Annotated in this window: 23 protein-coding genes and 2 tRNA genes; 14 read left to right on the forward strand and 11 right to left on the reverse strand. The window is 67.1% G+C overall.

The features are described 5' to 3' along the window. Nucleotide 1 precedes the first annotated feature (1 nt). Nucleotides 2–793 carry a mycolate reductase gene (cmrA, locus tag C8258_RS08595; RefSeq protein WP_106954695.1) on the forward strand — a complete coding sequence of 264 codons (792 nt, stop codon included), beginning with the start codon at nt 2–4 and terminating at the stop codon, nt 791–793. 145 nt (nt 794–938) lie between these two features. Beyond that, a complete protein-coding gene (lysA, locus tag C8258_RS08600; protein WP_106954696.1) occupies nt 939–2,282 on the forward strand; it encodes a diaminopimelate decarboxylase in 1,344 nt (447 codons plus the stop codon). Between the two features lie 50 nt (nt 2,283–2,332). Here the strand turns inward: lysA and C8258_RS08605 are convergent, their stop codons facing one another. Beyond that, nucleotides 2,333–4,057 (reverse strand): helicase HerA-like domain-containing protein, encoded by a 1,725-nt coding sequence (locus C8258_RS08605; RefSeq protein WP_106954891.1) that lies wholly within the window; start codon nt 4,055–4,057, stop codon nt 2,333–2,335. 170 nt (nt 4,058–4,227) lie between these two features. On the opposite strand from C8258_RS08605, the gene orn reads away from it, so the two are divergent. Beyond that, nucleotides 4,228–4,866, forward strand: a complete 639-nt coding sequence (gene orn / locus C8258_RS08610) for an oligoribonuclease (protein WP_106954697.1) — start codon at nt 4,228–4,230, stop codon at nt 4,864–4,866. A 54-nt stretch (nt 4,867–4,920) separates the two neighbouring features. Next, nucleotides 4,921–4,993 (forward strand) — tRNA-His (locus C8258_RS08615). Between the two features lie 90 nt (nt 4,994–5,083). On the opposite strand, the gene C8258_RS08620 is transcribed toward C8258_RS08615, so the two are convergent. Together C8258_RS08620 and C8258_RS08625 are read right to left on the reverse strand one after the other, a co-directional pair. After that, a complete protein-coding gene (locus tag C8258_RS08620; protein WP_199195633.1) occupies nt 5,084–6,583 on the reverse strand; it encodes an alpha/beta fold hydrolase in 1,500 nt (499 codons plus the stop codon). Nucleotides 6,584–6,859: 276 nt separating this feature from the next. Then, on the reverse strand, nt 6,860–8,044 hold the full coding sequence (locus tag C8258_RS08625; protein ID WP_106954698.1) for an Ig-like domain-containing protein: 1,185 nt from the start codon (nt 8,042–8,044) through the stop codon (nt 6,860–6,862). Between the two features lie 349 nt (nt 8,045–8,393). Between C8258_RS08625 and C8258_RS08630 the strand changes: the two genes are divergently transcribed. Then, a tRNA-Lys gene (locus C8258_RS08630) sits at nt 8,394–8,466 on the forward strand. 625 nt (nt 8,467–9,091) lie between these two features. Continuing rightward, on the forward strand, nt 9,092–10,279 hold the full coding sequence (locus C8258_RS08635) for an NAD(P)/FAD-dependent oxidoreductase (RefSeq protein ID WP_106954893.1): 1,188 nt from the start codon (nt 9,092–9,094) through the stop codon (nt 10,277–10,279). 147 nt (nt 10,280–10,426) lie between these two features. Here C8258_RS08635 and C8258_RS08640 read toward each other — a convergent pair whose 3' ends face one another. The 4 genes from C8258_RS08640 to C8258_RS08660 form a co-directional block, all read right to left on the reverse strand. Beyond that, the gene (locus tag C8258_RS08640) at nt 10,427–11,239 is read right to left on the reverse strand and encodes a class I SAM-dependent methyltransferase (protein ID WP_106954699.1); all 813 of its coding nucleotides are present in this window, start codon (nt 11,237–11,239) and stop codon (nt 10,427–10,429) included. 9 nt (nt 11,240–11,248) lie between these two features. Next, nucleotides 11,249–11,704: a GbsR/MarR family transcriptional regulator gene (locus C8258_RS08645; protein WP_106954700.1), complete on the reverse strand. Its 456-nt coding sequence runs from the start codon at nt 11,702–11,704 to the stop codon at nt 11,249–11,251. A 37-nt stretch (nt 11,705–11,741) separates the two neighbouring features. Beyond that, the gene (locus C8258_RS08650; RefSeq protein ID WP_106954894.1) at nt 11,742–12,683 is read right to left on the reverse strand and encodes an alpha/beta hydrolase; all 942 of its coding nucleotides are present in this window, start codon (nt 12,681–12,683) and stop codon (nt 11,742–11,744) included. Between the two features lie 331 nt (nt 12,684–13,014). Then, nucleotides 13,015–13,833, reverse strand: a complete 819-nt coding sequence (locus tag C8258_RS08660; RefSeq protein WP_106954701.1) for an MBL fold metallo-hydrolase — start codon at nt 13,831–13,833, stop codon at nt 13,015–13,017. Between the two features lie 99 nt (nt 13,834–13,932). Between C8258_RS08660 and C8258_RS08665 the strand changes: the two genes are divergently transcribed. From C8258_RS08665 to C8258_RS08680, 4 genes are read left to right on the forward strand one after another with little or no spacing between them, the layout of a single operon-like run. Beyond that, on the forward strand, nt 13,933–14,541 hold the full coding sequence (locus C8258_RS08665; RefSeq protein WP_106954702.1) for an XRE family transcriptional regulator: 609 nt from the start codon (nt 13,933–13,935) through the stop codon (nt 14,539–14,541). A 48-nt stretch (nt 14,542–14,589) separates the two neighbouring features. After that, on the forward strand, nt 14,590–14,925 hold the full coding sequence (locus C8258_RS08670; protein WP_106954703.1) for a DUF6221 family protein: 336 nt from the start codon (nt 14,590–14,592) through the stop codon (nt 14,923–14,925). Nucleotides 14,926–14,984: 59 nt separating this feature from the next. Next, nucleotides 14,985–15,323 carry a hypothetical protein gene (locus C8258_RS08675; RefSeq protein ID WP_106954704.1) on the forward strand — a complete coding sequence of 113 codons (339 nt, stop codon included), beginning with the start codon at nt 14,985–14,987 and terminating at the stop codon, nt 15,321–15,323. 60 nt (nt 15,324–15,383) lie between these two features. Beyond that, on the forward strand, nt 15,384–16,424 hold the full coding sequence (locus C8258_RS08680; protein WP_106954705.1) for a crotonase/enoyl-CoA hydratase family protein: 1,041 nt from the start codon (nt 15,384–15,386) through the stop codon (nt 16,422–16,424). Nucleotides 16,425–16,440: 16 nt separating this feature from the next. Here C8258_RS08680 and C8258_RS08685 read toward each other — a convergent pair whose 3' ends face one another. Continuing rightward, on the reverse strand, nt 16,441–16,932 hold the full coding sequence (locus tag C8258_RS08685) for a MarR family winged helix-turn-helix transcriptional regulator (RefSeq protein WP_106954706.1): 492 nt from the start codon (nt 16,930–16,932) through the stop codon (nt 16,441–16,443). Between the two features lie 59 nt (nt 16,933–16,991). Here C8258_RS08685 and C8258_RS08690 point away from each other — a divergent pair, with 59 nt between their 5' ends. Further along, complete coding sequence (locus C8258_RS08690; protein WP_106954707.1) at nt 16,992–17,969, forward strand: pirin family protein; 978 nt, start codon at nt 16,992–16,994, stop codon at nt 17,967–17,969. Nucleotides 17,970–18,097: 128 nt separating this feature from the next. Beyond that, entirely contained in the window at nt 18,098–18,412 is a 315-nt protein-coding gene (locus C8258_RS08695) for an excalibur calcium-binding domain-containing protein (RefSeq protein WP_036498971.1), read from the forward strand. A 76-nt stretch (nt 18,413–18,488) separates the two neighbouring features. On the opposite strand, the gene C8258_RS08700 is transcribed toward C8258_RS08695, so the two are convergent. Then, entirely contained in the window at nt 18,489–18,713 is a 225-nt protein-coding gene (locus tag C8258_RS08700; protein ID WP_036498967.1) for a DUF3618 domain-containing protein, read from the reverse strand. Between the two features lie 100 nt (nt 18,714–18,813). Between C8258_RS08700 and bcp the strand changes: the two genes are divergently transcribed. Continuing rightward, entirely contained in the window at nt 18,814–19,287 is a 474-nt protein-coding gene (gene bcp, locus C8258_RS08705) for a thioredoxin-dependent thiol peroxidase (RefSeq protein ID WP_106954708.1), read from the forward strand. Between the two features lie 71 nt (nt 19,288–19,358). On the opposite strand, the gene C8258_RS08710 is transcribed toward bcp, so the two are convergent. Next, nucleotides 19,359–20,636: a hypothetical protein gene (locus C8258_RS08710; protein WP_146161183.1), complete on the reverse strand. Its 1,278-nt coding sequence runs from the start codon at nt 20,634–20,636 to the stop codon at nt 19,359–19,361. A 328-nt stretch (nt 20,637–20,964) separates the two neighbouring features. Here C8258_RS08710 and C8258_RS08715 point away from each other — a divergent pair, with 328 nt between their 5' ends. Next, nucleotides 20,965–21,594 carry a TetR/AcrR family transcriptional regulator gene (locus tag C8258_RS08715; protein ID WP_228533674.1) on the forward strand — a complete coding sequence of 210 codons (630 nt, stop codon included), beginning with the start codon at nt 20,965–20,967 and terminating at the stop codon, nt 21,592–21,594. Between the two features lie 144 nt (nt 21,595–21,738). Here the strand turns inward: C8258_RS08715 and C8258_RS08720 are convergent, their stop codons facing one another. Continuing rightward, nucleotides 21,739–22,164: a holo-ACP synthase gene (locus tag C8258_RS08720; RefSeq protein ID WP_030517926.1), complete on the reverse strand. Its 426-nt coding sequence runs from the start codon at nt 22,162–22,164 to the stop codon at nt 21,739–21,741. Nucleotides 22,165–22,208: the final 44 nt, after the last annotated feature.

Raw genomic sequence — 22,208 nt, forward strand, 5'->3', positions numbered from 1 at the left:
CGTGAGCTTGCCTGCACCCACCGCCGACAACCGTGCCGTCGTCACCGGAGCGTCCTCCGGAATCGGAACCGCTCTGGCCGAGGAGCTCGCCAAACGCGGCTATTCGGTCATCCTGGTCGCCCGGCGCGGCGATCTGCTCGCCGAGCTGGCACAGCGGCTGACCGACACCTACGGGGTGACCGCCGAGGTTCGCGCGGTGGACCTGTCCGATCGCGAGCAGCGCGCGCCGCTGGTGGCCGAGCTGGCCGGTCGTGAGATCGCCATCCTGTGCAACAACGCCGGTGTCGCCACCTTCGGCGCCGTCGCCGACCTGGACGCCGACGTCGAACGTTCGGTGATGGAACTGAACGCGGTCGCGGTCCACGATCTGACCCTGGCGGTACTGCCCGGCATGCTCGCCCGCGGCGGCGGCATCCTGATCACCGGTTCGGCGGCCGGGAACATGGCCATCCCCAACAACGCCACCTATGCCGCGACGAAGGCCTTCACCAACACCTTCTCCGAATCGCTGCGCGGCGAACTGACCGGCAGCGGCGTGCACGTCACGCTGCTGGCGCCGGGCCCGGTACGCACCGACAACCCCGATCAGGACGAGGTCGGCAGCAAGATCCCGGATTTCATCTGGGTGTCGGCCGCCTACACCGCGAAAATCTCCATCGACGCCTTGGCGCGCAACAAGATGCGCGTTGTTCCCGGCCTGATCAGCAAGGGTATGAGCGTCGCCGGCCAGTACGCGCCGCGGGCGCTCACCGCGCCGATCGTCGGCTCGTTCTACAAGAAGCTGGCGGGCTGATCAGCAGGGTGTCAGGGCGGCGTCAAGATCGCGGCGCCGCTGGTCAAGACGGCGTATCGAGACGGTTCCGGCGCCTGTCACCGGCGTAGTCCTGAGGGTGACCCCCGCAGTCGAGGAGAAAGCGGGGCACCACAGGAGACGCGCCGTGACGTTGCTCGAGATCTTCCCGTCCCTCCGTTCGGGGATGGCGTCCCCGCGACTGGACACCACCGTGTGGCCGTGCCGGACGCATTACGACGAACTGGGCCGCATCACCGTCGACGGGGTCGCCCTCGACGATGTCGCCGACCGCTACGGCACACCGACCTATGTGATCGGTGAGACCGAGATCCACACCCGCTGCCGGTCGTACCGCGCACACTTCCCGGATGCCGAAATCGTCTACGCCGCAAAGGCTCTGCTGACCCGCACGATCGCCGGGCTGGTCGCCGACGAGGGCCTCGGCATCGACGTGTGCTCGGCCGGCGAACTGGCGATCGCCCTGTCGGCCGGGGTGGATCCGCGGCGAATCATTCTGCACGGCAGCGGGAAACCGTTCGCCGAATTGGAATACGCGGTCGGCGCCGGTGTGGGGCGGATCGTGATCGACTCACTCACCGAGGTGAGCCTGCTGGGCACGGTCGTCACACGGCCGCAGCAAGTACTGCTCCGCCTCACGCCCGACATCGACGTGCACGGCCATCCCGCCGTGCGCACGGGGGTCGGCGATCAGAAATTCGGCTTCGCCCTGCACGACGAGACCACCGAGGAGGCGATCCGGACGATCGTCGACCATCCCCTGCTGGATCTGCGCGGCTTCCACTGCCACCTCGGCTCACAGATCCACGACCCCGACCATTACGGGGAAGCGGCGCGGCGGCTCGTCGCGCGAATGGCCGAGGTCCGGCACGACTACGGCGTATTGCTGACCCAGCTCGATCTGGGCGGCGGCCATGCGGTGGCCTACCGCGCCGGCGACGCGGAACTGAATCTGTCCGAACTGGCCGACATCATCGACGACGCCCTGGACGCGGCGTGCGCGCGAAATCGCTTCCCCCGTCCGGTGATCGCGATGGAACCGGGTCGCGGCATCGTCGCCCGTGCGGGCGTGACGATCTATCGGGTGACGGCGATCAAGCATGTTCCGGGCGGCCGGACGTTCGTGATCGTGGACGGCGGAATGAACGACAATCCGCGGGTCGCGCTCTACGGGACTCGCTACGACGCGGTGGTGGCGGGCCGGCACCCCACCGGGCCGACCGTCACCGCCACCGTGGCCGGACGCTACTGCGAGGCCGGTGACATCCTCGCCACCGATATCCGCTTACCCGCCGATCTGCGTGTCGGTGAGCTGCTGGCCGTGCCGTGCACCGGCGCCTACCACCACAGCCTGGCCTCGGCCTACAACGGTGTGGGGCGCCCGCCGATCGTCGCGGTCCGTGACGGCCGGATGCGGGAGCTGGTGCGGCGCGAGACCGTGGAGGATCTGCTGCTCCGCGATCGGGGCTGAGCGGCAACGAATCTCGGCGGGGGCGAGTACCATCCGGCGTCCGGAGCTGCTCAGCGTTTGCGAGTGCCGAAGAGGCTGCGGCTGATCTCGCGGCCCGCGGCCGAGGCCGCCGAACGCAGGAAACTCTTCACCGCCGGATTGCTCATGATCCGTTCCGCCGCCGAGACGTCCGGCTCCGGCGCCCGCCCGCCGGAGCCCTGCGGCACCGGCTGCGGTTCCGGTTCGGCCGCAACGACTTTCGCGGCCAGCATCTCGTAGGCGGATTCCCGGTCGACGGTGCGACCGTACTTCTCGAACAGCGGGCTCGACTGCGCGCGCGAGCGGATGCCGTCGTCGCCGATGGTGTTCATCAGCGACCGCGGCGGCCGCAACCGGGTCCACGCCACCGGCGTCGGCGCACCCTGTTCGGACAGCACCGTAACGATCGCCTCGCCGATACCCACTGTGGTGAGGGCGTTTTCGAGATCGTAGGCCGCGGTCTTCGGATAGGTGCGCACCGTTTTCGACAGCGCCTTCTGATCGTCCGGGGTGAACGCGCGCAGTGCGTGCTGGATCCGCGCACCCAATTGCGACAGCACCGCATTGGGCACGTCGGTGGGCAATTGCGTGCAGAAGAACACGCCGACGCCCTTCGAGCGGATCAGTTTCACCGTCTGCTCGACCTGCTCCAGGAACGCCTTGGACGCGTCGGCGAACAGCAGATGCGCCTCGTCGAAGATGAACACCAGCTTGGGTTTGTCGACATCGCCGACTTCGGGCAGGGTCTGGAACAGGTCGGCCAGCACCCACATGAGGAAGGTGGAGAACAGCACCGGCCGAGCCGCCTGCGATCCGAGTTCGAACAGCGTGATCACGCCCTGCCCGCCCGCGGTCCGCAACAGATCGGCGGGGTCGAGTTCCGGCTCACCGAAAAAGGTGTCGCCGCCGTCGGCCTCCAGATTGACCAGGGCACGCAGGATCACCCCGGCCGTCGCGGCCGACACCCCGCCGATCCCCTTCAGATCCTCCTTCCCCTCCGGACTGGTCAGGTGCTGGATCACCGAGCGCAGATCCTTCAGGTCCAGCAGTGCCAGCCCGCGGGTGTCGGCCCAGTGGAAGATCAGCCCGAGGGTGGATTCCTGAGTGTCGTTGAGCCCCAGCACTTTAGCGAGCAGAACCGGACCGAACGAGGTGATGGTCGCGCGAATCGGCACGCCGATTCCCTCGGTGCCGAGAGAGACGAATTCGGTCGGAAATCCGTGCGGCGCCCAGTCGGCGTCACCGGTCTGCGCGGCCCGGGCGGCGAGTTTGTCGTTCGATTCGCCGTGCTGCGCCAGCCCCGACAGATCGCCCTTCACATCGGCGAGCACCACCGGGACGCCTGCCGCGGACAACTGTTCGGCGATGCCCTGCAGGGTCTTGGTCTTACCGGTTCCGGTCGCGCCGGCGACGAGACCGTGGCGGTTCAGCGTCCGCATCGGAATCCGTACCCGCGCTGCCGGATCGATCTCCCCGCCGACGACGACCGCGCCCAGCTCCAGCGCCGCCCCCTCGAAGGCGTAACCCGCCGCGATCTGTTGTGCGACCGAATGCGTCTCGTCGGCAGCTGATTTCGCGTCGGCAATCGCTGCTGCCGGATCCGAATCGGCAGGTTTCGCATCGGTGGCCGGTTCGGCGGCCGCTTCGGCCTCGGCCGCCTCCGCCGCGGCCGCCGCCTCCGCCGCGACCCGCGCCGCTTCCTCGGCCGCCTTGCGCGCGGCCGCCGCCTTCGCCGCCTTGTCCTCGAAACTGGTCATCGCCGATCCTCCGTCGCCCTGCACACCGCTGCCGACACCACTGGAATCACGCATACACCTGGGCAAAACTGTAGCGGGAGGTTTGCCAGAAGGCGGCCGCAACGGGCCCGACGGCGCGCATCCGGTGCGGTCGGTCCGATTCGCACCGTCCGCGCACTAAGGTTGCCGGGGTGTCCGACAAATTGATGGTGTGGATGGATTGCGAGATGACCGGCCTGCGCCTGGACAGCGACAAGCTGATCGAGGTGGCCGCGCTCGTAACCGATAGCGATCTCAATATCCTCGGCGACGGCGTCGATATCGTCATCCACGCCGACGACGACGCGTTGGCGGCGATGCCGCCGGTGGTGCAGGAAATGCACGCCAAATCCGGGCTCACCGAGGAGGTGCGCCGCTCCACGGTCACCATGGAGCAGGCGCAGCAGCAGGTTCTCGACTACGTGCGCGAGTGGGTTCCCACCCCCGGCACCGTGCCGCTCGCCGGCAATTCCATCGCTACCGACCGCGGCTTCATCGCCCGCGACATGCCCGAACTCGACGCCCACCTGCACTACCGGATGATCGATGTGAGCTCCATCAAAGAACTGTGCCGGCGCTGGTATCCGCGCATCTACTTCGGCCAGCCGGAGAAGGGCCTGGCCCACCGCGCCCTCGCCGATATCGAGGAGTCCATCCGCGAGCTCCGGTACTACCGGCGGACCGCGTTCGTTGCCGCCCCCGGGCCCTCGACCACGGAGATCGCGGAGATCGCCGCGCAGGTCAGCGCCGGTTCCACCGGCCCCCAGCCACCCGCCACACCCGCCGATTAGGTTTCCCGGCGGTCTTCGCGCTACCATCTACCGCGCCGGTTGTTACCGGCAATGGTGACCGTAGTTCAGTTGGTAGAGCACCAGGTTGTGATCCTGGCTGTCGCGGGTTCGAGTCCCGTCGGTCACCCTGCAAGGGGCAGGTGCGGAAGAGATTCCGGACCTGCCCCTTCGTCATTGATCCGAGTCCTCGACCTGCCGTCCGGCCCGATCGGACGACTCATTCGATGAATGTGGTGGGTTGGCAGGTGCGGTCGTCTGCCGGGAAGTCCCCGTCCCGGAAGTAGTCGTTGGTCGTGTCGAGAATGCAGGTGCTCAGACCGGGACGCAGCACCATGTGGATCCTGGTCTCTGCCAAGGTGATCAAGCGAGATCCCGACATCTGTCGGTGCAGTGCCACAGAGTGCGCATGAGGCGTCCGGTTGTCGCCGGTCGCGGACAGGATCAGCGCGGGCACGGCATTGTCGACCACGGTGGGCGGTTCCACCGGCGGCGGCCAGAACGCACAGGGCTGGATGTTGTCGGCCAATGCGGCGAAGATCGGCTGACTCGGCCGGGCCGCCTGGATCGCATTCCAATACCAGGCGGGATCGGCGGGCATCGGCGCGTCCGCACACCAGATCTGCACCATGACCGAATCTTCGTCGTGCTCGTAGTACTCGATCTGCTGGTGCAGCTGCGGGGGCACCTCCGGTGCGCGTCCCTCCGCCGCGTCGGCGACCGCCCGCACCGATGCCGCCAGGGCATCGTTCAAGCGCGCGTCCCGCAACATCGTCCACAGCAGATTCGGCAGCACATGATCGTCGAAGCCGAAGCCCTCGACCACGATCGGCGACAGTGATGCCCGGTCGATCAGGGCCTCGACTCTCCGGCGCACCTCGGGCGCGGAGTCGCCGAGGTGATACTGCCGATCACGAACCGCCACCCAGGCGGCCCAGTCGTCGAAGGCCGCTTCCACGGCCGGTCCCCAGTCCTGTTGCAACCCGAGCCAATAGCGCTGTGGATCGATGGCACTGTCGAGCACCATGCGATCGGAGCGGGCGGGGAACAACTGCGAGTAGACCGCGCCCAGATACGTCCCGTAGGACACGCCGTAAAAGCTGATGCGGTCCTCACCCAGTGCCGCACGGATCACGTCCATATCGCGCGCGGTGTTGCGCGTGCTGAGCTGCCGCATCCAGTTCCGATCACCTCCCACCAGACACTCGGCGGCCAGCTGCGCCTGCAGGGCCGTTTCGGTGACGAATCCGGGTAACCCGACACCTGCCGAGCGGATCGGGGTCGCGACCGGCCATCCGCAGCGCTGGTGGCGCCCGGAGCGGGCGACGCCCCGCGGGTCGAAGCCGATCAGGTCGTAGCGGCTCAGCACATCCGGTTCGAGCACATCACCGACGAGGTCGAACGCATCCAGCCCCGGCGTACCCGGCCCGCCCGAGTTGGTCAGCAGCACACCGCGACGGTGTGCTGTGTCGCTCGCCGCAATCCGCGAGACCGCGATAAGGATGCTCGGCCCCTCCGGGTCGGCGTAATCGAGTGGCACCTCGACATCCGTGCAGACCGCGCCTTCCGCCACCAGGGCCGCATCCTCGCACGGACGCCAGTCGAGATGTTGCCGCAGAAAGCGCGCCGGCGGATCCATCGACTCAGCGACCGCGATACCGGAAGCAGAGGCCATTGTCACCGCGAGAACGGCAACGATCACCGAAGCGACGGACGTCACCGCGTACCGATCTCCCACACCCATGAGGACCTGACCCTTCAGCAAGTCGAGACCGAATCGCACCGGGAGCCACAGCCGACCACCCGGCGGAGCAGAGAACGCTCCGGAAGAGCCACGAACACAAGCGATTTCGGGACGCCACGGTGTTGCGCACCTCGGCCCCGTGTATCGCGGGAGTGGATCGGCGCAAGCAAGTGTAGCGTCGGATCACCGCAGGAGACCCGAACGACGAGCGGGCCTTCCGGATATCCGGAAGGCCCGCATCGTCACCAGCGGTCAGCGGTTGGTGTCGGCGTTGCCGGCCTTCCACTCCGCCCACGAGATGTTCCAGTCGCCGAGTCCGTCGACACCGGACAGGGTGTCACCGACGGTGTTCTTGACGATCGCGATATCGCCGCGCTTGGCGTTCTCGTAGACCCAGCGGGCATCTTCCGGGCTCAGGTTCAGACAGCCGTGGCTGGTATTCGAATAGCCCTGCTGGCCGACCGACCACGGCGCCGAATGCATGAAGATGCCGCTGTAGGACATCCGTGTCGCCCAGTCGACCGGTGTGCGATACCCGTTGGGGCCGGTGGCGGCGACACCGTAGGTCGACGAGTCCATGATCATGTGGTCGAACTGGTCGCCGATGATGTAGATGCCGTTCTGGGTGGGCGTGGAGTCCTTGCCCATCGAGGTCGGCATCGTTCGAATCACCTGGCCGTTGCGTTCGACGGTGACCATCTTGGTGTTGTCGTCGGCGGTGAAGACCATCGGATCACCGATGGTGAAGCTGGAATGGATATCGGAGTCACCGATCAGGCCGCCGCCCAGATCGCGGCCGTAGGTGTTCACGTCCACCGTGACCTTGGTTCCCGGAGCCCAGAAATGTTCGGGGCGCCAACGCACTTCGCGATTGTTCACCCAGTAGAACGCGCCCTCCACCGCCGGTGTCGTAGTGATCTTGATCGCATCCTGCGCGACGCGGCGATCCGGAATGTTCTCGTCGAACTGGATCGCGACCGGCTGACCGATTCCCACCACCTCGTTCTCCCCGGGCAGCAACCACGGATGCGTCTTGTTGCGCGGCGCGAGGGTGGTGAAACTGATGGCCGTCGAGGTGGTGCCACCGATCCCCACCGCCTCGGCCCGCAGCCGATACGTGCGGTTGAAGCCGAGCTGTTCGGTCAACTGCCATGAGGTCCCGTCGGGCGCGATCTGCCCCGCTACCGGAGTGCCATCCGGTGTGAGCAACGTGACAGCGGTCAATTTCCCGTTGTCCACCTTCACCGGAATCGGATCGGCCGGCGAAACCCCGACGGCGCCATCGGCGATCGGCGTCAGCACCTTCGGTGTGACCAGGTCGATGGCCGAATTCGCCTCGATCACCGATCCACTTCCCGTTGCCCCGGAATCACTGCATCCGGTCACCGCGAGGGCGAGCATCGACACCACGCCCAACCACCCCGCCACCACTTTCATCCGCCGCGAGCCTCGACGTCCGCCCATGTGCAACCCCGTTTCATGCCTCGTGCGCAACCGGGAAGCCCAGCCACGCTGCTCAACCCACCACGCATGCGGGGATCGGTCGAGACCACGCCCACCCATTCTGCCAGGTGGAAGGATCGCAACCGGGTGAACACGACGAGCCGGCCCCGCACACTCTTGCCCGATTCATCCCTTCCGGCCCGTCAACCGTTACCGCATTCACGCAAGATCACGATCCCCCCTCGAACAGCCTTTGAACAGCCGATTTCACTTTCCGCCTACCCAACTGTTATGGTTTCTCCCGCACCGGAACGGAGCCTGCAGGCCCGATCCGGAGGTCCAAGCGCCATTAGCTCAATTGGCAGAGCAGCTGACTCTTAATCAGCGGGTTCGGGGTTCGAGTCCCTGATGGCGCACTTACTTCCCAAGTCAGACCATTGATTCGAAACCTGCATCTCTGCATCGGCGTAGATTCACCGCGAATACGCCAAGAACTCAGCACCAGAGCCAGCAGGCCGTACCCTGCCCCACCTTCGGCACCGCCGCCAATCCGGCACGCCACTACACGGACGCGGAGCGGGCAGGTTCACCTCGTCAGGACCGGGCGCTTCGACGCTTCCGAAGCGTTTGATCGTTCACCAGCCACAACTCCTTCCAACGGTGATTGCTCCCATCGACACATCACGCGACCGAACCCCGTCGGCGCCCGCGCGATAGGTACTGGTGCTGTGACCGGTCGACCGGTGACACTCCGACGGCAATCCGGTCGGGCCCGGACTGTTACGGCTGGACATGACCGATACGCGTCCGGGAAACCTATGTGGGGCAATGGCTTTGCTGGAGTCGACCGCCGACGGCATCGCCGCCATGCGCTCACACGTCAACCCCGACAAGCCGGCGTTCGCCAATCGCCAGCGGGCCACCTATGCACCGGGGCCTCCCTGCCCGATTTGTGGTGATCCACATCACAGCATCCTCCTGTCAGCATTCGTGCGGCTGTCCGGTTCAAGTTCCGAACCCACCGAGACAGGAGGCAACACCATGAAGCACCGCATCGTCGTCCTCGGAGCCGGGTACGCCGGAGCTACCGCCGCCGGCCGCCTGGCCAAGCGACTGCGCCGCGACGACGTCCAGATCACCCTGGTCAACGCCGACCCCGACTTCGTCGAACGGGTGCGCATGCACCAGCTCGCCGCAGGGCAGGACCTGCCGGTTCGCCCACTGCGCAAGATGTTCGCCGGCACCGGGGTCGATGTGCGCATCGCACGGGTCGATTCGATCGACGTGGACCGCAAGACCGTCGAACTGGTCGGCGACCTGGACGCCGAGACTCTCGCGTACGACACGCTCGTCTACGCCTTGGGCAGCACCGTCGCCGATTTCGGCGTGCCTGGTGTTGTCGAGCACGCCCACCATGTGGCGAGCAAGCACGCGGCGCTGCGGCTGCGAGAACGGCTGAACCAACTGCGGGCGGGCGAGACCGTGCTGATCGTGGGAGGTGGCCTGACCGGTATCGAGGTCGCCACCGAGATCGCCGAGGCGCGTCCGGATCTGAAGGTCGCGATCGCCGCGCGCGGTGGCGTCGGCGACTGGCTCGACGAGAAGGCGCAGAGTCACCTGCGCCGCGCGTTCGAACGCTTCGGTATCACTGTTCATGCGCACGCCGACGTTACCGGGGTGACCGAAGATGGCGTGGCTACCCGATCGGGAGCGGAGATACGTGCGCACGTGACCGTCTGGACAGCGGGATTCGCCGTGCATCCGATCGCGGCCGCCAGCACGCTCGCTGTGTCCGCGTCCGGGCGGATCGTCGTCGACGCTACCCAGCGCTCGGTCTCGCATCCGGATGTCTACGCCGTCGGCGATGCCGCGCACGCCGTGGGAGTGGGTGGCGCGACGTTGCGCATGGGCTGCGCCACCGCTTCCCCGATGGCTTGGCTGGGTGCCGATGTCATTGCCGCCCGGCTGACCGGACGCACGATTCCCGATTCCCCCATCGGCTACAACAGCCAATGCATCAGCCTCGGTCGCCGTGATGCCATCGTGCAGAAGGTGACCAAGGAGGATCAGCCCACGTCCAAGGTCGACGTGGGCCGCAAGGCCGCCCGCATCAAGGAGCTGATCTGCTCGATCGCGGCCTGGTGCGTGAAGCACCCGACCCTGCTGGCGCCGAGCCGGCGTCGCCGGATCGTCGCGACGGGCACCCAGGCTCCGGTCGCGACCGTCTGAGCGTGTGCGGAACCGTCCCGGTCCGTCCAGCCCGTACGGGCTGGACGGACCGGGACGACAGACGGTGTCTCGGCGACCCGCTCACGTCTCCTGAAATCCGCACTGGTACAACGTCTCTCGACGAAGATCCGAGTACCGATGAAGTGGTCAGAACCGGTAGCGGAGTACGCGGGTGCCTTGCCGGGACAGAGCGGTGCTGTGGCTCATGAGCCGGGTGGCCGCGCGCAGGGGCTGGGGAAAGTCGACGACTTCCGGGGCACGAGTCAGTAGTTGTTCCTCTACCAAGGTCAAGCCGGCCTGCCAGGTCTCGGGCTCGCGGGGGTTGTCGAAGCCCTGGGCGGCGGTGATGCCGATGGCCTTGATCGTCGGGTGGTACTTCATCGACCAGGCGGCGAAGCGAGTGTAGCCGTTGATGGCGAGTTCTCCGGTGTCGAAGTGGGCGGTCAACTCCCGGGTCATCCGCTGGAAGGTGTCGCCGGGCAGGAACGGCAGCAGGCCCTCGGCGACGATCATGGCCGGCCGGTCGCGAGGCAGCGCGTCGGTCCACCCCGGTGCGGTCAGGTCGGCCCCGATGCGCAGGGACCGGTCAGGGAGGAACTGGGACCGCAACTCGACGATGTCGGGGAAGTCGACGTCGTACCAGTCGACGCCGGCGGGCGGGTCGCAGCGCAGGGCGCGTGTGTCGAGTCCGCAACCGAGATCCAGCACGACGGCGTCAGGATGGTCGGCGACGAACGTCCGGACCGCCGCGTCGAGGTGCTTGGCGCGCAGAGCGGTGCCACAGACGAGGCTGGGCTTCAACTCGAGCTTGCCGAAGTCGTAGTCGATCATCTCAGCGATGCCGACCGAGTGGGTGTCGCCCAGGATCGGGCAGGCAAGCTTGGTGTCCAGAGCCCTCGCGTAGAGGGTCAGCAGCGAGGTTTCCCGGAGCGGGTCCAGGTCCAGTCGCAGGCGTTGCACAAGAAGTCCTTACGGTGTAGGGGGATTGCGGGCGGCGACGTCGCGGAGCCAGATCAGCGACTGTTGGGCGGCGCGGATACGTTCGGTGTGCGCTCCACTGCCGCCGGCGAGTTTCATGCCTTCCTCGGCGATGTCGCCGAAGGCGCCGAGGCTGTCGAGCTTGCGCTGGATCACCTTGTGCCAGGCGTCGTCCTCAATGCGGTAGTAGGTCGTGCGGTCACCTGGCACGCGAACCTTGCGAACCAGACCGATGGCGGCGAGAAAACGCAGGTTCGAGGTCAGCGAAGCACGACTGGCCTGGATCATCTCGGCGATCTGGCCCGCGGAGCGCTCGGGCGGCTCGCAGATCATCAGCAGGCCGAGGATGCGCCCGGTAATCGGTGCGAGCGCCCATTCGTCCACACAGAACGTGGCCACCCGCTCGACCCACCGCAGCACCTCGTCCTTGTTGTCCTGTTCGGGCATCGCTCGCGCTCCTCCTCGGCTGACTTGCTCGGAGCCGTCACTGTGTCATAGCGGCAACCGCCTCACGGGTGGGCGTCGGAGTGACAGCGGCGAGCCGGGTCTGGCGCAGGTAGCGATCGAACCACTCCACAGCCAGCGCCATCGCCTCCTCGAGGCCCGGACCGGTGTAAAGACCGAGTACGTCGTAGGGCAGCACCTCCAAACGTTTCGGCTCGCCGGCATTGGCGAACGCGCTCTGCGCCTCCTCGAGCATGTGGTAGGGATCCCACCCGCCGTTGGCGATCATCAACAGCGGGGTCGGCGCCAGCCGGTGAATCAGATCCTCCGGCGCGAAGGTGAGCAGGTGCTCGGTGGAGTCGAGTGTCTTCTCGTTGCGGTAGCTGGGGAACATCTCCCTAGCCAGGTCCGGCGTGTCCCGCACGGTCTCCCCGTCGAGACTCAGATGCGGGACCCGCGCACTGGCTCCGCCCTCGTAGCGACGCTGCCAGTCCTCGTCCAGCCGATCCCGCAGCGCCTGCACCCCGGCCCGACCGACCAACCGCTCCAGATAGCGCCACCCGTTCCACACGCTGGGGCTCTGCACCACGACACACTTCACGCGCCGATCGAGCACCGCAGCCTGCACCGCGACCGAGCCACCGACACTGACGCCCCACAACCCGATCCGCGTCGTATCTACCTCCGACCGGCTCTGCAGATAGGAAATCGCGCTGCGGAAGTCCTCCACCTGCCGCTGCGGATAGTCCTGGCCCCGAGGTTCGCCCTCGCTGGCACCGACCGTGCGGTAGTCGATCGCCAACACCGCGAACCCGGCACGCACGAAATGCGCCGCGAACACGGCCAACGCCTCCTTGACCATCACCCCGCTGTGCCCCAGGACCAGACCGGGAACCGGGGCATCCGCCTCCGGCACATAGAGGTCTCCAGCACACGAGGTACCGAGACTGTCGAACTTCACCTGCTCTGGATGCGGAGTCATCGCCGCCACCTCTCCTTCGTAACGAAGCTAGTCATTTCAGTCTTGACTGAAATGACTAGCTAAGTCAACCCTGTTCCTGGCAGACCGGAGCCTCACCGAGTAGAGCGCGGAACTCCGCGTCACCGGCGTCGGTCAGTTCGAACAGGGTCCGGCCCGGCCCGGAGCTGCCGGCCTCGGGACCGATCGCGTGCAGCTCGAAGACCCCTGGCCTGGGATGCCGGTCAGGGGCCTTCTGTGTTTCCGACTCGGATGGCCGGCGAATTCCACTCGGCCGCAAAGAGTTCCGAATGCCCTTGCCACACCGGCCGCAGCCCGGAGCCGACGGGCTCGATCAGCCGATCGATGGTGCCAGGTATTCCAGCGCGTAACCGGCGCCGCCGGGGGTTACGCGGGCGATGCCGGGTGAGTCGAGGTGGGCGCCGGCGACGAAGTGGTGTGGGCGGGTCAGTTGTTCGAGGAGGGCCGCTCGCGCGGCGCGGGCCTGCGGTTGGTTGCCGTCGAGCTCCCAGGACACGGCCGGCCGATCGAATTGGAGCGTGGGAACGTGCACGGTGTCGCCCCAGACGAGCAGGTGGGCGGCGCCGCTGGTGACGTCGTAGACGGTGTGACCGGGGGTGTGTCCCGGGGTCGGGATCGCCGTGGTCCAGTCGTTGATCGCGACCCGCTCCGATACGGGGACGACCCGGTCACGGATCGGCTCCAGCCGACCCGTGAACACCGACGTGTCGCCCGCGCCGATCCACACGCGTTCGAGTTCGGCGAACGCCTCCGAACCGTCCGGTGCGATCAGGCCGCTCACGTGGTCTTCGTGGTTGTGCGTGATGGCCACATCGGTGATCTGCGCGCGATCGACTCCCGCTTCGTCGAGCGCGTCGTAGATCAACCCCATGGTGGGGTCGCGCCAGGCGTTGGACGCGCCGGTGTCGATGAGCACCGATCGCGTGCCGTCGGTGACGAAGAAGGCGTTCACCGACAGCCGCAAGTTGTCGCCGACCAGCGGCACGGCGGCCGGCAACTGCTCGAGCGCGCAGCCATCCTCGTCGCGGAGCCGGGTCGTCGGCATGTCGATGTAGCCGTCTCGTAACGAGATCACTTGCAGGTCACCGAATTCGAATGTGGCATGGTGCCGGCCACTCGAAACCAAACGCATCGAACCTCCAGGTAGCACAGTTCTTCGATAGAAGACAGCGTCTCCTATCGGAGAAACATACACTGTGGGCGGCGAGATACCCATCGATCGAGGAGCACGGTGGTCGAGCAAGACGGAAACGTGACCGGACCACACCACGATGACGGCCTGGCCGGCGCGTTCGGCGGAAACGTGCGGCGACGCCGCGAGGAGGCGGGCCTGACACTGGAGCAGTTGTCGACGCAGTCGTCGGTCAGCCGGGCGATGCTGTCCAAGGTCGAACGCGGCGAGAAGAGCCCGACCATCGGCGTCGCGTCCAGGATCGCCCACGCGCTCGACACGTCCCTCTCGGACCTGATCGGCGGGTCGGCTGCTGCCGCATCCGGCTCGGCCGTCGTCCTGCGCAAGAGCGATCGCCCCGTCTTCCGCGACCCGGAAACCGGCTTCGAACGGCATATGGTGTCCGCCGCCCCGGGCGCGGGAACCGGCGAGATGATCGTCCACCGCCTCCCCGCACAGGTCTCCACCGGCCTGCTGCCCGCGTATCCACCCGGCACCGAGAAACAACTCGTGGTGCTCGACGGCACCCTCACCGTCTTGATCGGCGGGATCAGCGAAACCCTGAACACGGGGGACTCCCTGTTCTTCCAGGCCGACACGGACCACGGCTTCGCCAACCGAACGAGCGCTGCCTGCGAATACATCATGGTGATCTCGCGCCGGCCCTGATCGGCCGCCGACCGGAACCGGTGACCGGCCTGGGGCGTCCAAACAATCGTGGGGAGCATTATCGAGTTCATCGATGCGCGGTTGCGCGAGGACGAACATGCGGCGCGGGCCGTCGACGGGGAACGGCGGGCGTGGCGGTTCGAGCGCGGTGATCGGAGCGTGCGGGCCGGCGCGCACGACGTGATCGTCGCCGGGAACGGGCCGGCGAATTCGCATATCGCGCGGCACGATCCGGAGCAGGTGCTGCGGGAGGTACTGGCCAAGCGGCTCATCGTCACGCTGGCACAGCTGCCGGACGGGAGCGGGCGAGAGGATCGGTTGTTACGGTGCGTTGCGCTGTGCTGGGCCGACCATGCCGACTATCGACCGGAGTGGATCCTCTAGTCCGGCGCGGCGGGGACGTGGTTAGGCTCGACGGCATCCGTTCGCGATCGGGAACCGATATGGCCGACTACGCACATACCGACCACGCCAGTAAGGGCCGCGCCGAGAAGGCGCGACGGCTCGCGGCCTATCTATGGCAGCGCGGGGTCTCCGGCGCCGAACTCGCGACCATCCCGGCGGCCACTCGCCGAAAACTCGCGCGCGCAGCCGACACCAATCCGCCGAGCACCGACGAGACCTGGACACTTGTCGCACAACTGCTCGACGAAAAGGATGCGTGGGCCACGCGTAACCCGAATCATCCTGCCGCACAACGCGATCACACGGACGAAAAGATTCTGTGGGTCAAGCCGCCGGTGACGCCCTGGCTCGCCGACGACGCAAACCCTTCCCCTTGAACCCTGCCGGACGGTGCGCCACCCTTGACAGCAAGAAGTGAACTGGAGTTCACTTCTTGGGTGACCGACGACGCGCACCACTCCGGCACCCGGCCCGCGGCCTGGCGCGAGGACCTGACCAGCGGCGAGGACTCCCTGTTCGCCGACCGGCCGGAACCGGAGCAGGGCCCGGCCTACCGCACCCTCACCTACGAGGTGACCGGCCGCATCGCCCGCATCACGTTCGACCGGCCCGAGCACGGCAATGCCATCACCGCCGATACCCCGATCGAACTCGCGCACGCGGTCGAACGCGCAGACCTCGATCCGCGCGTGCACGTGATGGTGGTCTCGGGGCGCGGCAAGGGATTCTGCGGCGGCTACGACCTCTCGATCTTCGCGGAGAACGGCCTGTCCCCCACCGTGTCGGCCCAGCCCACAACCGGAACCGTCCTCGATCCGGTGGTGCAGGCGCGCAACCACAACCCTTGGGGCACATGGGATCCCATGGTCGACTATCAGATGATGAGCCGGTTCAACCGCGGCTTCTCCAGCCTGCTGCACGCGAACAAGCCGACGGTCGCCAAACTGCACGGATTCGCCGTCGCGGGCGGCACCGATATCGCCCTGTTCTGCGATCAGATCATCTGCGCCGACGACACCAAGATCGGCTATCCCCCCACCCGGGTGTGGGGTATTCCGGCAGCGGGGATGTGGGCGCACCGGCTCGGCGACCAGCGCGCGAAGCGGTTGCTGTTCACCGGCGACTGCCTCAGCGGTAAACAGGCCGAAGAGTGGGGCCTGGCCGTGGAGTCCTGCCCCGCGGACGAGCTCGACGAACGCACCGAACAACTGCTGCAACGCATTTCGCGCATGCCGATCAATCAGCTGATCATGGCGAAACTCGCGCTCAACAGCTCACTACTGGCTCAGGGCGTCGCCAATTCCGGAATGGTCAGCACCGTCTTCGACGGTATCTCCCGGCACACCCGCGAAGGGTATGCCTTCCAATTGCGTTCGGCCACTACCGGTTTCCGGGAGGCGGTGCGGGAACGCGACGAACCGTTCGGCGATTGGAAGCGGACGCAGTTCGAACGACTGCACGGCACCGACGAGACGTGAGCGTCCGGGTCGGGCCTCACTCCGACGGATCGAGCCAGCCGACCTTCCCGGATTCATCCGCGTCGCTCTCGGCCCGCGCACTCACCTTGTCCGACAGGGACCGCACCGCCCGCGCCTCCACATCGCTCAACTGATCGACGAACAGCCGCCGCACCAATTCGACATGCCGGGGCGCGGCCTGTTCCAGTGCCCGGCGACCGGAATCGGTGAGACAGATCAGCCGGCCGCGCGCATCGTCGGCGGCCGGACTGCGCACCACCAGCCCCCGCTTGTCCATCCGCGCCAGATGCTTCGACAGCCGGCTCTTGTCCCAGCAGATCTGCGCGGCCAGGTCGCGGGCCCGCACGCTCCCCTCGCGCGCGTCGGACAGTGCCACCAGAATCTCGTAATCGGAGACCGAGAGTCCGTCGCGGGCGAGCCCGGCGGCCATCGCGGCGTCGAGCCGCTGACGCAGCCGGATGTACGCAGACCAGGTCTGTTGCTCCTGTTCGTCCAGCCACCGCACCATGGGAATGATCCTACCGAGTTATTGGTTGACATGGACACCAACCGGCCTAGGAGGACATCATGCCCGCGATCACCGTCGACGACATCCTGGTGCTGCCGCGACTGCCCCGCCCGGAGCAGACCATGCGACAGCGGCCGGTCCGGACCGTGACCACCGCCCACAAACAACTCGAGGGCGCCGGATTCGAGGTGCGCCGGCCGTTCCCGAGCCTCGATGTGCGCACCGCCGACCCGTTCATCCTGCTCGACCACATGGGCCCGGTCGCCTACGAGCCCTACCAGGCCAAAGGCGCCCCGTGGCATCCGCACCGCGGTTTCGAAACCGTCACCTACATGATCGACGGAACCATGGTTCACCACGATTCCAACGGCGGCGGCGGAACGATCGCCGAGGGCGACACCCAGTGGATGACCGCCGGCTCGGGCATCCTGCACGACGAACTTCCCGCCGAGGAACTGGTGATCTCCGGCGGCGTCTTCCACGGCGTGCAGCTGTGGGTCAACCTGCCGCGGTCGCTGAAGATGGCGGACCCGCGCTACCAGGATCTGCGCGCGAGCGAGCTGACACTGGTCACCTCCCACGACGGCGGCGCACTCGTCCGCATCATCGCCGGCAATGTCGGCAGATATGAAGGCCCCGGCTCGACCTACACGCCCATCGCCTACGCGCACGCCTCGATCAGTCCCGGCGCGCGGCTGGAAACCCCATGGCCGCAGGAGTTCACCGCGATGGCCTACGTGCTCGCCGGCAGCGGCACCGTCGGCGACGAGGGCCGCACCCTCACCGAGGGACAACTGGCGGTACTCGGCCACGGCGAGGTCCTCGCGCTGACCGCCGGCGACCGCCAGGAGGGACCCACCGGTCAATTCGAGGTATTACTGCTGGGCGGCGCGCCGATTCGCGAACCGGTCGTGCAATACGGCCCGTTCGTGATGAATTCCAAACAGGAAATCATCGACGCCGTAACCGATTTCGAGGCCGGACGAATGGGACGTATTCCGGCGGAACATATGACGGGCCGCCGCCTGGGTGAATAAGCGGCTCTCGGCCGTGCGGTTGACAACGGCGGTCGCCATCAGAACAGTAGACTCGGCGGTTCCGGCCCTGCCACCGCGGGGAGTGCGGCCGGTCCGCCGTATCAACCGCAGCTGACATCGAGGAATACATGAACGTTCGCAGGCTAATCGTGACCGGCGCGGGCTTGATCACCCTCGCCGCCCCGATCGTCTCCACCGCCCCGTCCGCCCTGGCCGACGGTTTCATCCCCACCGGTTCCGCCGGTACCGGATCCTCCGGTATCGACGACGCCATCGGCGCCACCGGCTCGGCAGGGCTGACGCAGACGGGTTCGGCGGGAGGCACGTTCAAGAACTGTGACGAGGCCCGGGCGGCGGGTCGCGCCCCGCTGTTCCGTGGTGAGCCCGGCTATTCGCCGCACCTGGATCCCGACGGCACCGGTATGGCCTGCCCGACCGTCTGATCCGCGCGGTAATCGCCGCAGACGACAAAGAACCCGGTGTGACACTGTCACACCGGGTTCCGTCGTTTCTGCGGCGTCAGCGGCGGAAGATCTTGATCAGCACCAGCACGCCGACCAGAGCACCCGCGCCGATCAGGCTGTACTTCACCTTCGGCTCGTTCACCTTCGCCACCACGGCCTTCTTGGTGTTGTCGGCGATCCGCTGCGGGTCCGCCCGCACCGCGAGCTCGTCGAGTGTGCCCGCGAGCCGGTTGCGCGCGGCTTCGATCTCCCGCTCGATGTGCTCGGTATCCCTCGCCACATTGTCTCCTGTTGTCGTTCCGGTAGGTCGCTGGCCGTCGAGTCTATCCGCCGCCGCCGATGTCGCGTCCGTTGTCACATCGGTGGGCTACCGTGCTGGCATGACCGATACCAAAAAACTCGGCCCCGGCGACCCCGCGCCGGATTTCACGCTTCCCGACGCCGACGGTAAGCCGGTGTCGCTGGCGGACTACCGCGGCCGCAAGGTGATCGTCTACTTCTACCCGGCCGCGAGTACGCCCGGCTGCACCAAGCAGGCGTGCGACTTCCGCGACAACCTGGCCGAATTGAACGAGGCCGGCCTCGACGTCCTCGGCATTTCGCCCGACAAACCCGCGAAACTGGCGAAATTCCGGGACAACGAGAAGCTGACCTTCCCGCTGCTGTCCGATCCCGAGCGCGACGTGCTCCAGGAATGGGGCGCCTACGGCGAGAAGACGATGTACGGAAAGCGCATCACCGGCGTCATCCGTTCCACCTTCCTCGTCGACGAGGAGGGCGTCATCCAGGTGGCGCAGTACAACGTGCGCGCGACCGGGCATGTGGCGAAGTTGCGCCGCGACCTGTCGGTGTAGCGCGGACCGGGACGGACGAGACGAGGGGCTCGGGCGATCGTCCCGGGCCCCTCGTCGGCTCTGCGCGGTCTTCAGTCGCGCTGCGGCATCATCGCGACCATCCACCTCAGCGTCAGCCGCCAGTGGTTGTCCCACCACTCGTTGAATTCGGCGGTACCGAGCTGCGGCGGCGCCGATTCGCCCGGAAACAGCAGCGAGCCGTTGGGCGCGCCGACAGGTTCGGTCGGTGCGGGAATCACCGACTTCGCCTGCGGCTCCGGTGAATCCGGTTGCGGCGCCTCCTTCGCCAGGCGCTTCGGCTCACTCGCCGGATCCGAACCGCGCACGCCCAGCCAGGACGATCCGTCCGGACCCCAGCCGGCGGAGCCCGGATCGGCGGTCGACGGATCCTGCGCGGCATGCCGCGGTCCCGACGACGGCCGGTCGGCCGGACCGTCGACCGGCAATTCCGGAATCGAATCCACCGCGGGCAGACCGGGTTCCGGGCGGGCGTGACGCGGACCCCGGCTCGGCTGCGCGTTGCGGGCGTCGGCGAGGCGGGTGGTGGCGTCCGAACGCGGATGGTCGGTGAGCTCGTGCACGGCACCGATGGTCAGCCCCCCGGCCAGCACGCTCGCCGCGGCGACCACCGCGACCGAATTGCGTGACACCCGTGCGCGATCCCCCGCGCCCGCGACGAAAGCCTCCGGCTGCACCACGAGCGCCGCACCGATCGCCGACCCGGCCGTCGCGACGGCACACGGGATCACCGGCGCGTTGAAGCCCGCCGACAACACCGCGGCGACTCCCGGACGCTCCGCGGCCGAACCGATCGCGACGACCGCGCTGGGCCGCACGCCCGCCGCATCCAGCTGATCCCACGCGGCCGCGATACCCAGCCGCACCGAATCCTCGGAGACGAAACCGGCGGCGGTCGCCGTGGCCGCGACCACCCGGTCGCGATGCGGTGAAATCAGCGAGAAGCCTTGATATCCCGGCATCAGCTCGCAGATCAGCAGATGGTCGAATTCGCTCGCCCAGGTCATCGCGCGGGCCAGCGCCAGATGCGCCGACTTGGCCGAGACCAGCGAGGCCTCGTACCACGGCCCGGACGCCAATCCGGTGACCACCGCCCGCCGGCCCGCCGCATCGCGGTAGGTGACCGCCGCCCCGGCGATCTCGTACTCCGCCTCGACCTCCGCGGCGAGTCCGTCCAGCAGCGATTCGATCAGTCCGGGCAGTCCGGCCGGTGCCGTGGCGCCGAGTTCGGCCACGTGGTGCGCGAGCACCCGGTCGGTCAGTTTTGCGCTTCCGTCGCGCAGGGCCACCGCGTCCACGCAGTCGCGGGCGATCGAAGCTCCGAGAGTCACCACAGGTCGAACCACCACAGATCAAGCCTTCCGTGTGCAGGAACCGCCCCGGAGAAGCTGCGCCGAGCAGCGGTTCAGCGCCGCAGCGGGAACGATCGACAATCGCCACGCCCCCGCTGATGTAGATCTACTCGATATGTGTTCGTCACCACATTCGGCGTGGATGGGTTATGAATCGGACCGAATCGCGGGTACGGAAGTCGGCACCGTGTGTCATCCGCGTGTCGCTACCGCTAGCCTGGTGTATGTGGTGGAAGCGCGCACGGCACCGAGGTCGAACCGGCGTCCTGATCCGGCGTTGGAGCTGCAGGACGACCCACAGGAGTTGATGCCGCGCCGGCGGCCCACCCAGGAACGCAGCAAGCGCAAATTCGATGCGCTGCTGCAATCGTCGCGCGAACTACTGGTCGAGGTCGGATTCGAATCGTTCACCTGCGAGGAGGTCGCCGCCCGCGCCGAGGTGCCGATCGGCACGCTGTATCAGTTCTTCGCCAACAAATACGTCATCGTCTGCGAATTGAATCGCCAAGACTTGGTAGCCGTTTCCCAGGAGCTCGCCGACTTCCACGGCGAAATTCCGTCGATGGACTGGCTGCGGCATATGAACAAGCTCGTCGACCACCTCGCCGAACTGTGGATGACCGATCCGTCGCGGCGCGAGGTGTGGCTGGCCATGCAGTCGACCCCGTCGACCCGCGCCACCGGCGCCATCCATGAGAAGGAATTCGCCGAGGCGGTCCAGCAGATGCTGCGGCCGCTGATGCCGCGCACCCCGCGCGGGCGCCGCTCGATGATGGCGCAGGTGCTGGTGCACGTGGTGTATTCGATGCTGAACTTCTCGGTACAGGACGGCCTCAGCCATGAGGCGGCCGTGGCCGAACTCAAGCGGCTCATGGTCGCGTACCTGTTGATCGCGGAGAAGGAATCGCGCACCGGACAACGCGATACGACGGCCTGAGCGCGCCCGACCCGCGCCTGTCGCCGACAGGACTTTCCGTCGCTCCGACGAAGGGCGGAACCGGCGACGTGTGAGCGAGACGTCGCCGGTTCCGGCCTTCGCAGGAGCGACGGGCCGACTCGGGCTACCGAAGCCCGTACCGCCTCAGGGATTTTCGATCAGATCGGCCAATTCGCCCGGATCCTCGAGAACGACCATCGCGGCGGCCGTATCGCCGTCATGCGTGATCGACAGGTGCACCCGCACCCGCGGCAGGAATTCCGCAGCCAGTCCGTGCAATTTGATGCTGGGCCGGCCCCAGGCGTCGTTCACCACTTCGATGAGCGGATACGGATTGTCACCGATCTGCGGGCGACGGGCGAACCGGGAGGTGGCCCATGCTTTGAGCACGGCCTCCTTCGCCGCCCACCGCGCCGCGAAGCTGCGGGCCGGATCGGTGCCCTTGCTCTGACAGTAACGCCGCTCACCCGCGGTGAAACTCTCCCGGAGCATGGTGGTTCCGGCCCGTTCGAGCTGTTCGGCGAAATCGGAGATGGTCACCAGATCCAGGCCGATACCGAGGATGGTCATGAATCCGCAGCCTACGGATTCGGCGAGCCATCATCGGTATCGGC

Origin of the sequence: Nocardia sp. MDA0666 (assembly GCF_003023875.1) — a bacterium.
GTDB lineage: Bacteria > Actinomycetota > Actinomycetes > Mycobacteriales > Mycobacteriaceae > Nocardia > Nocardia aobensis.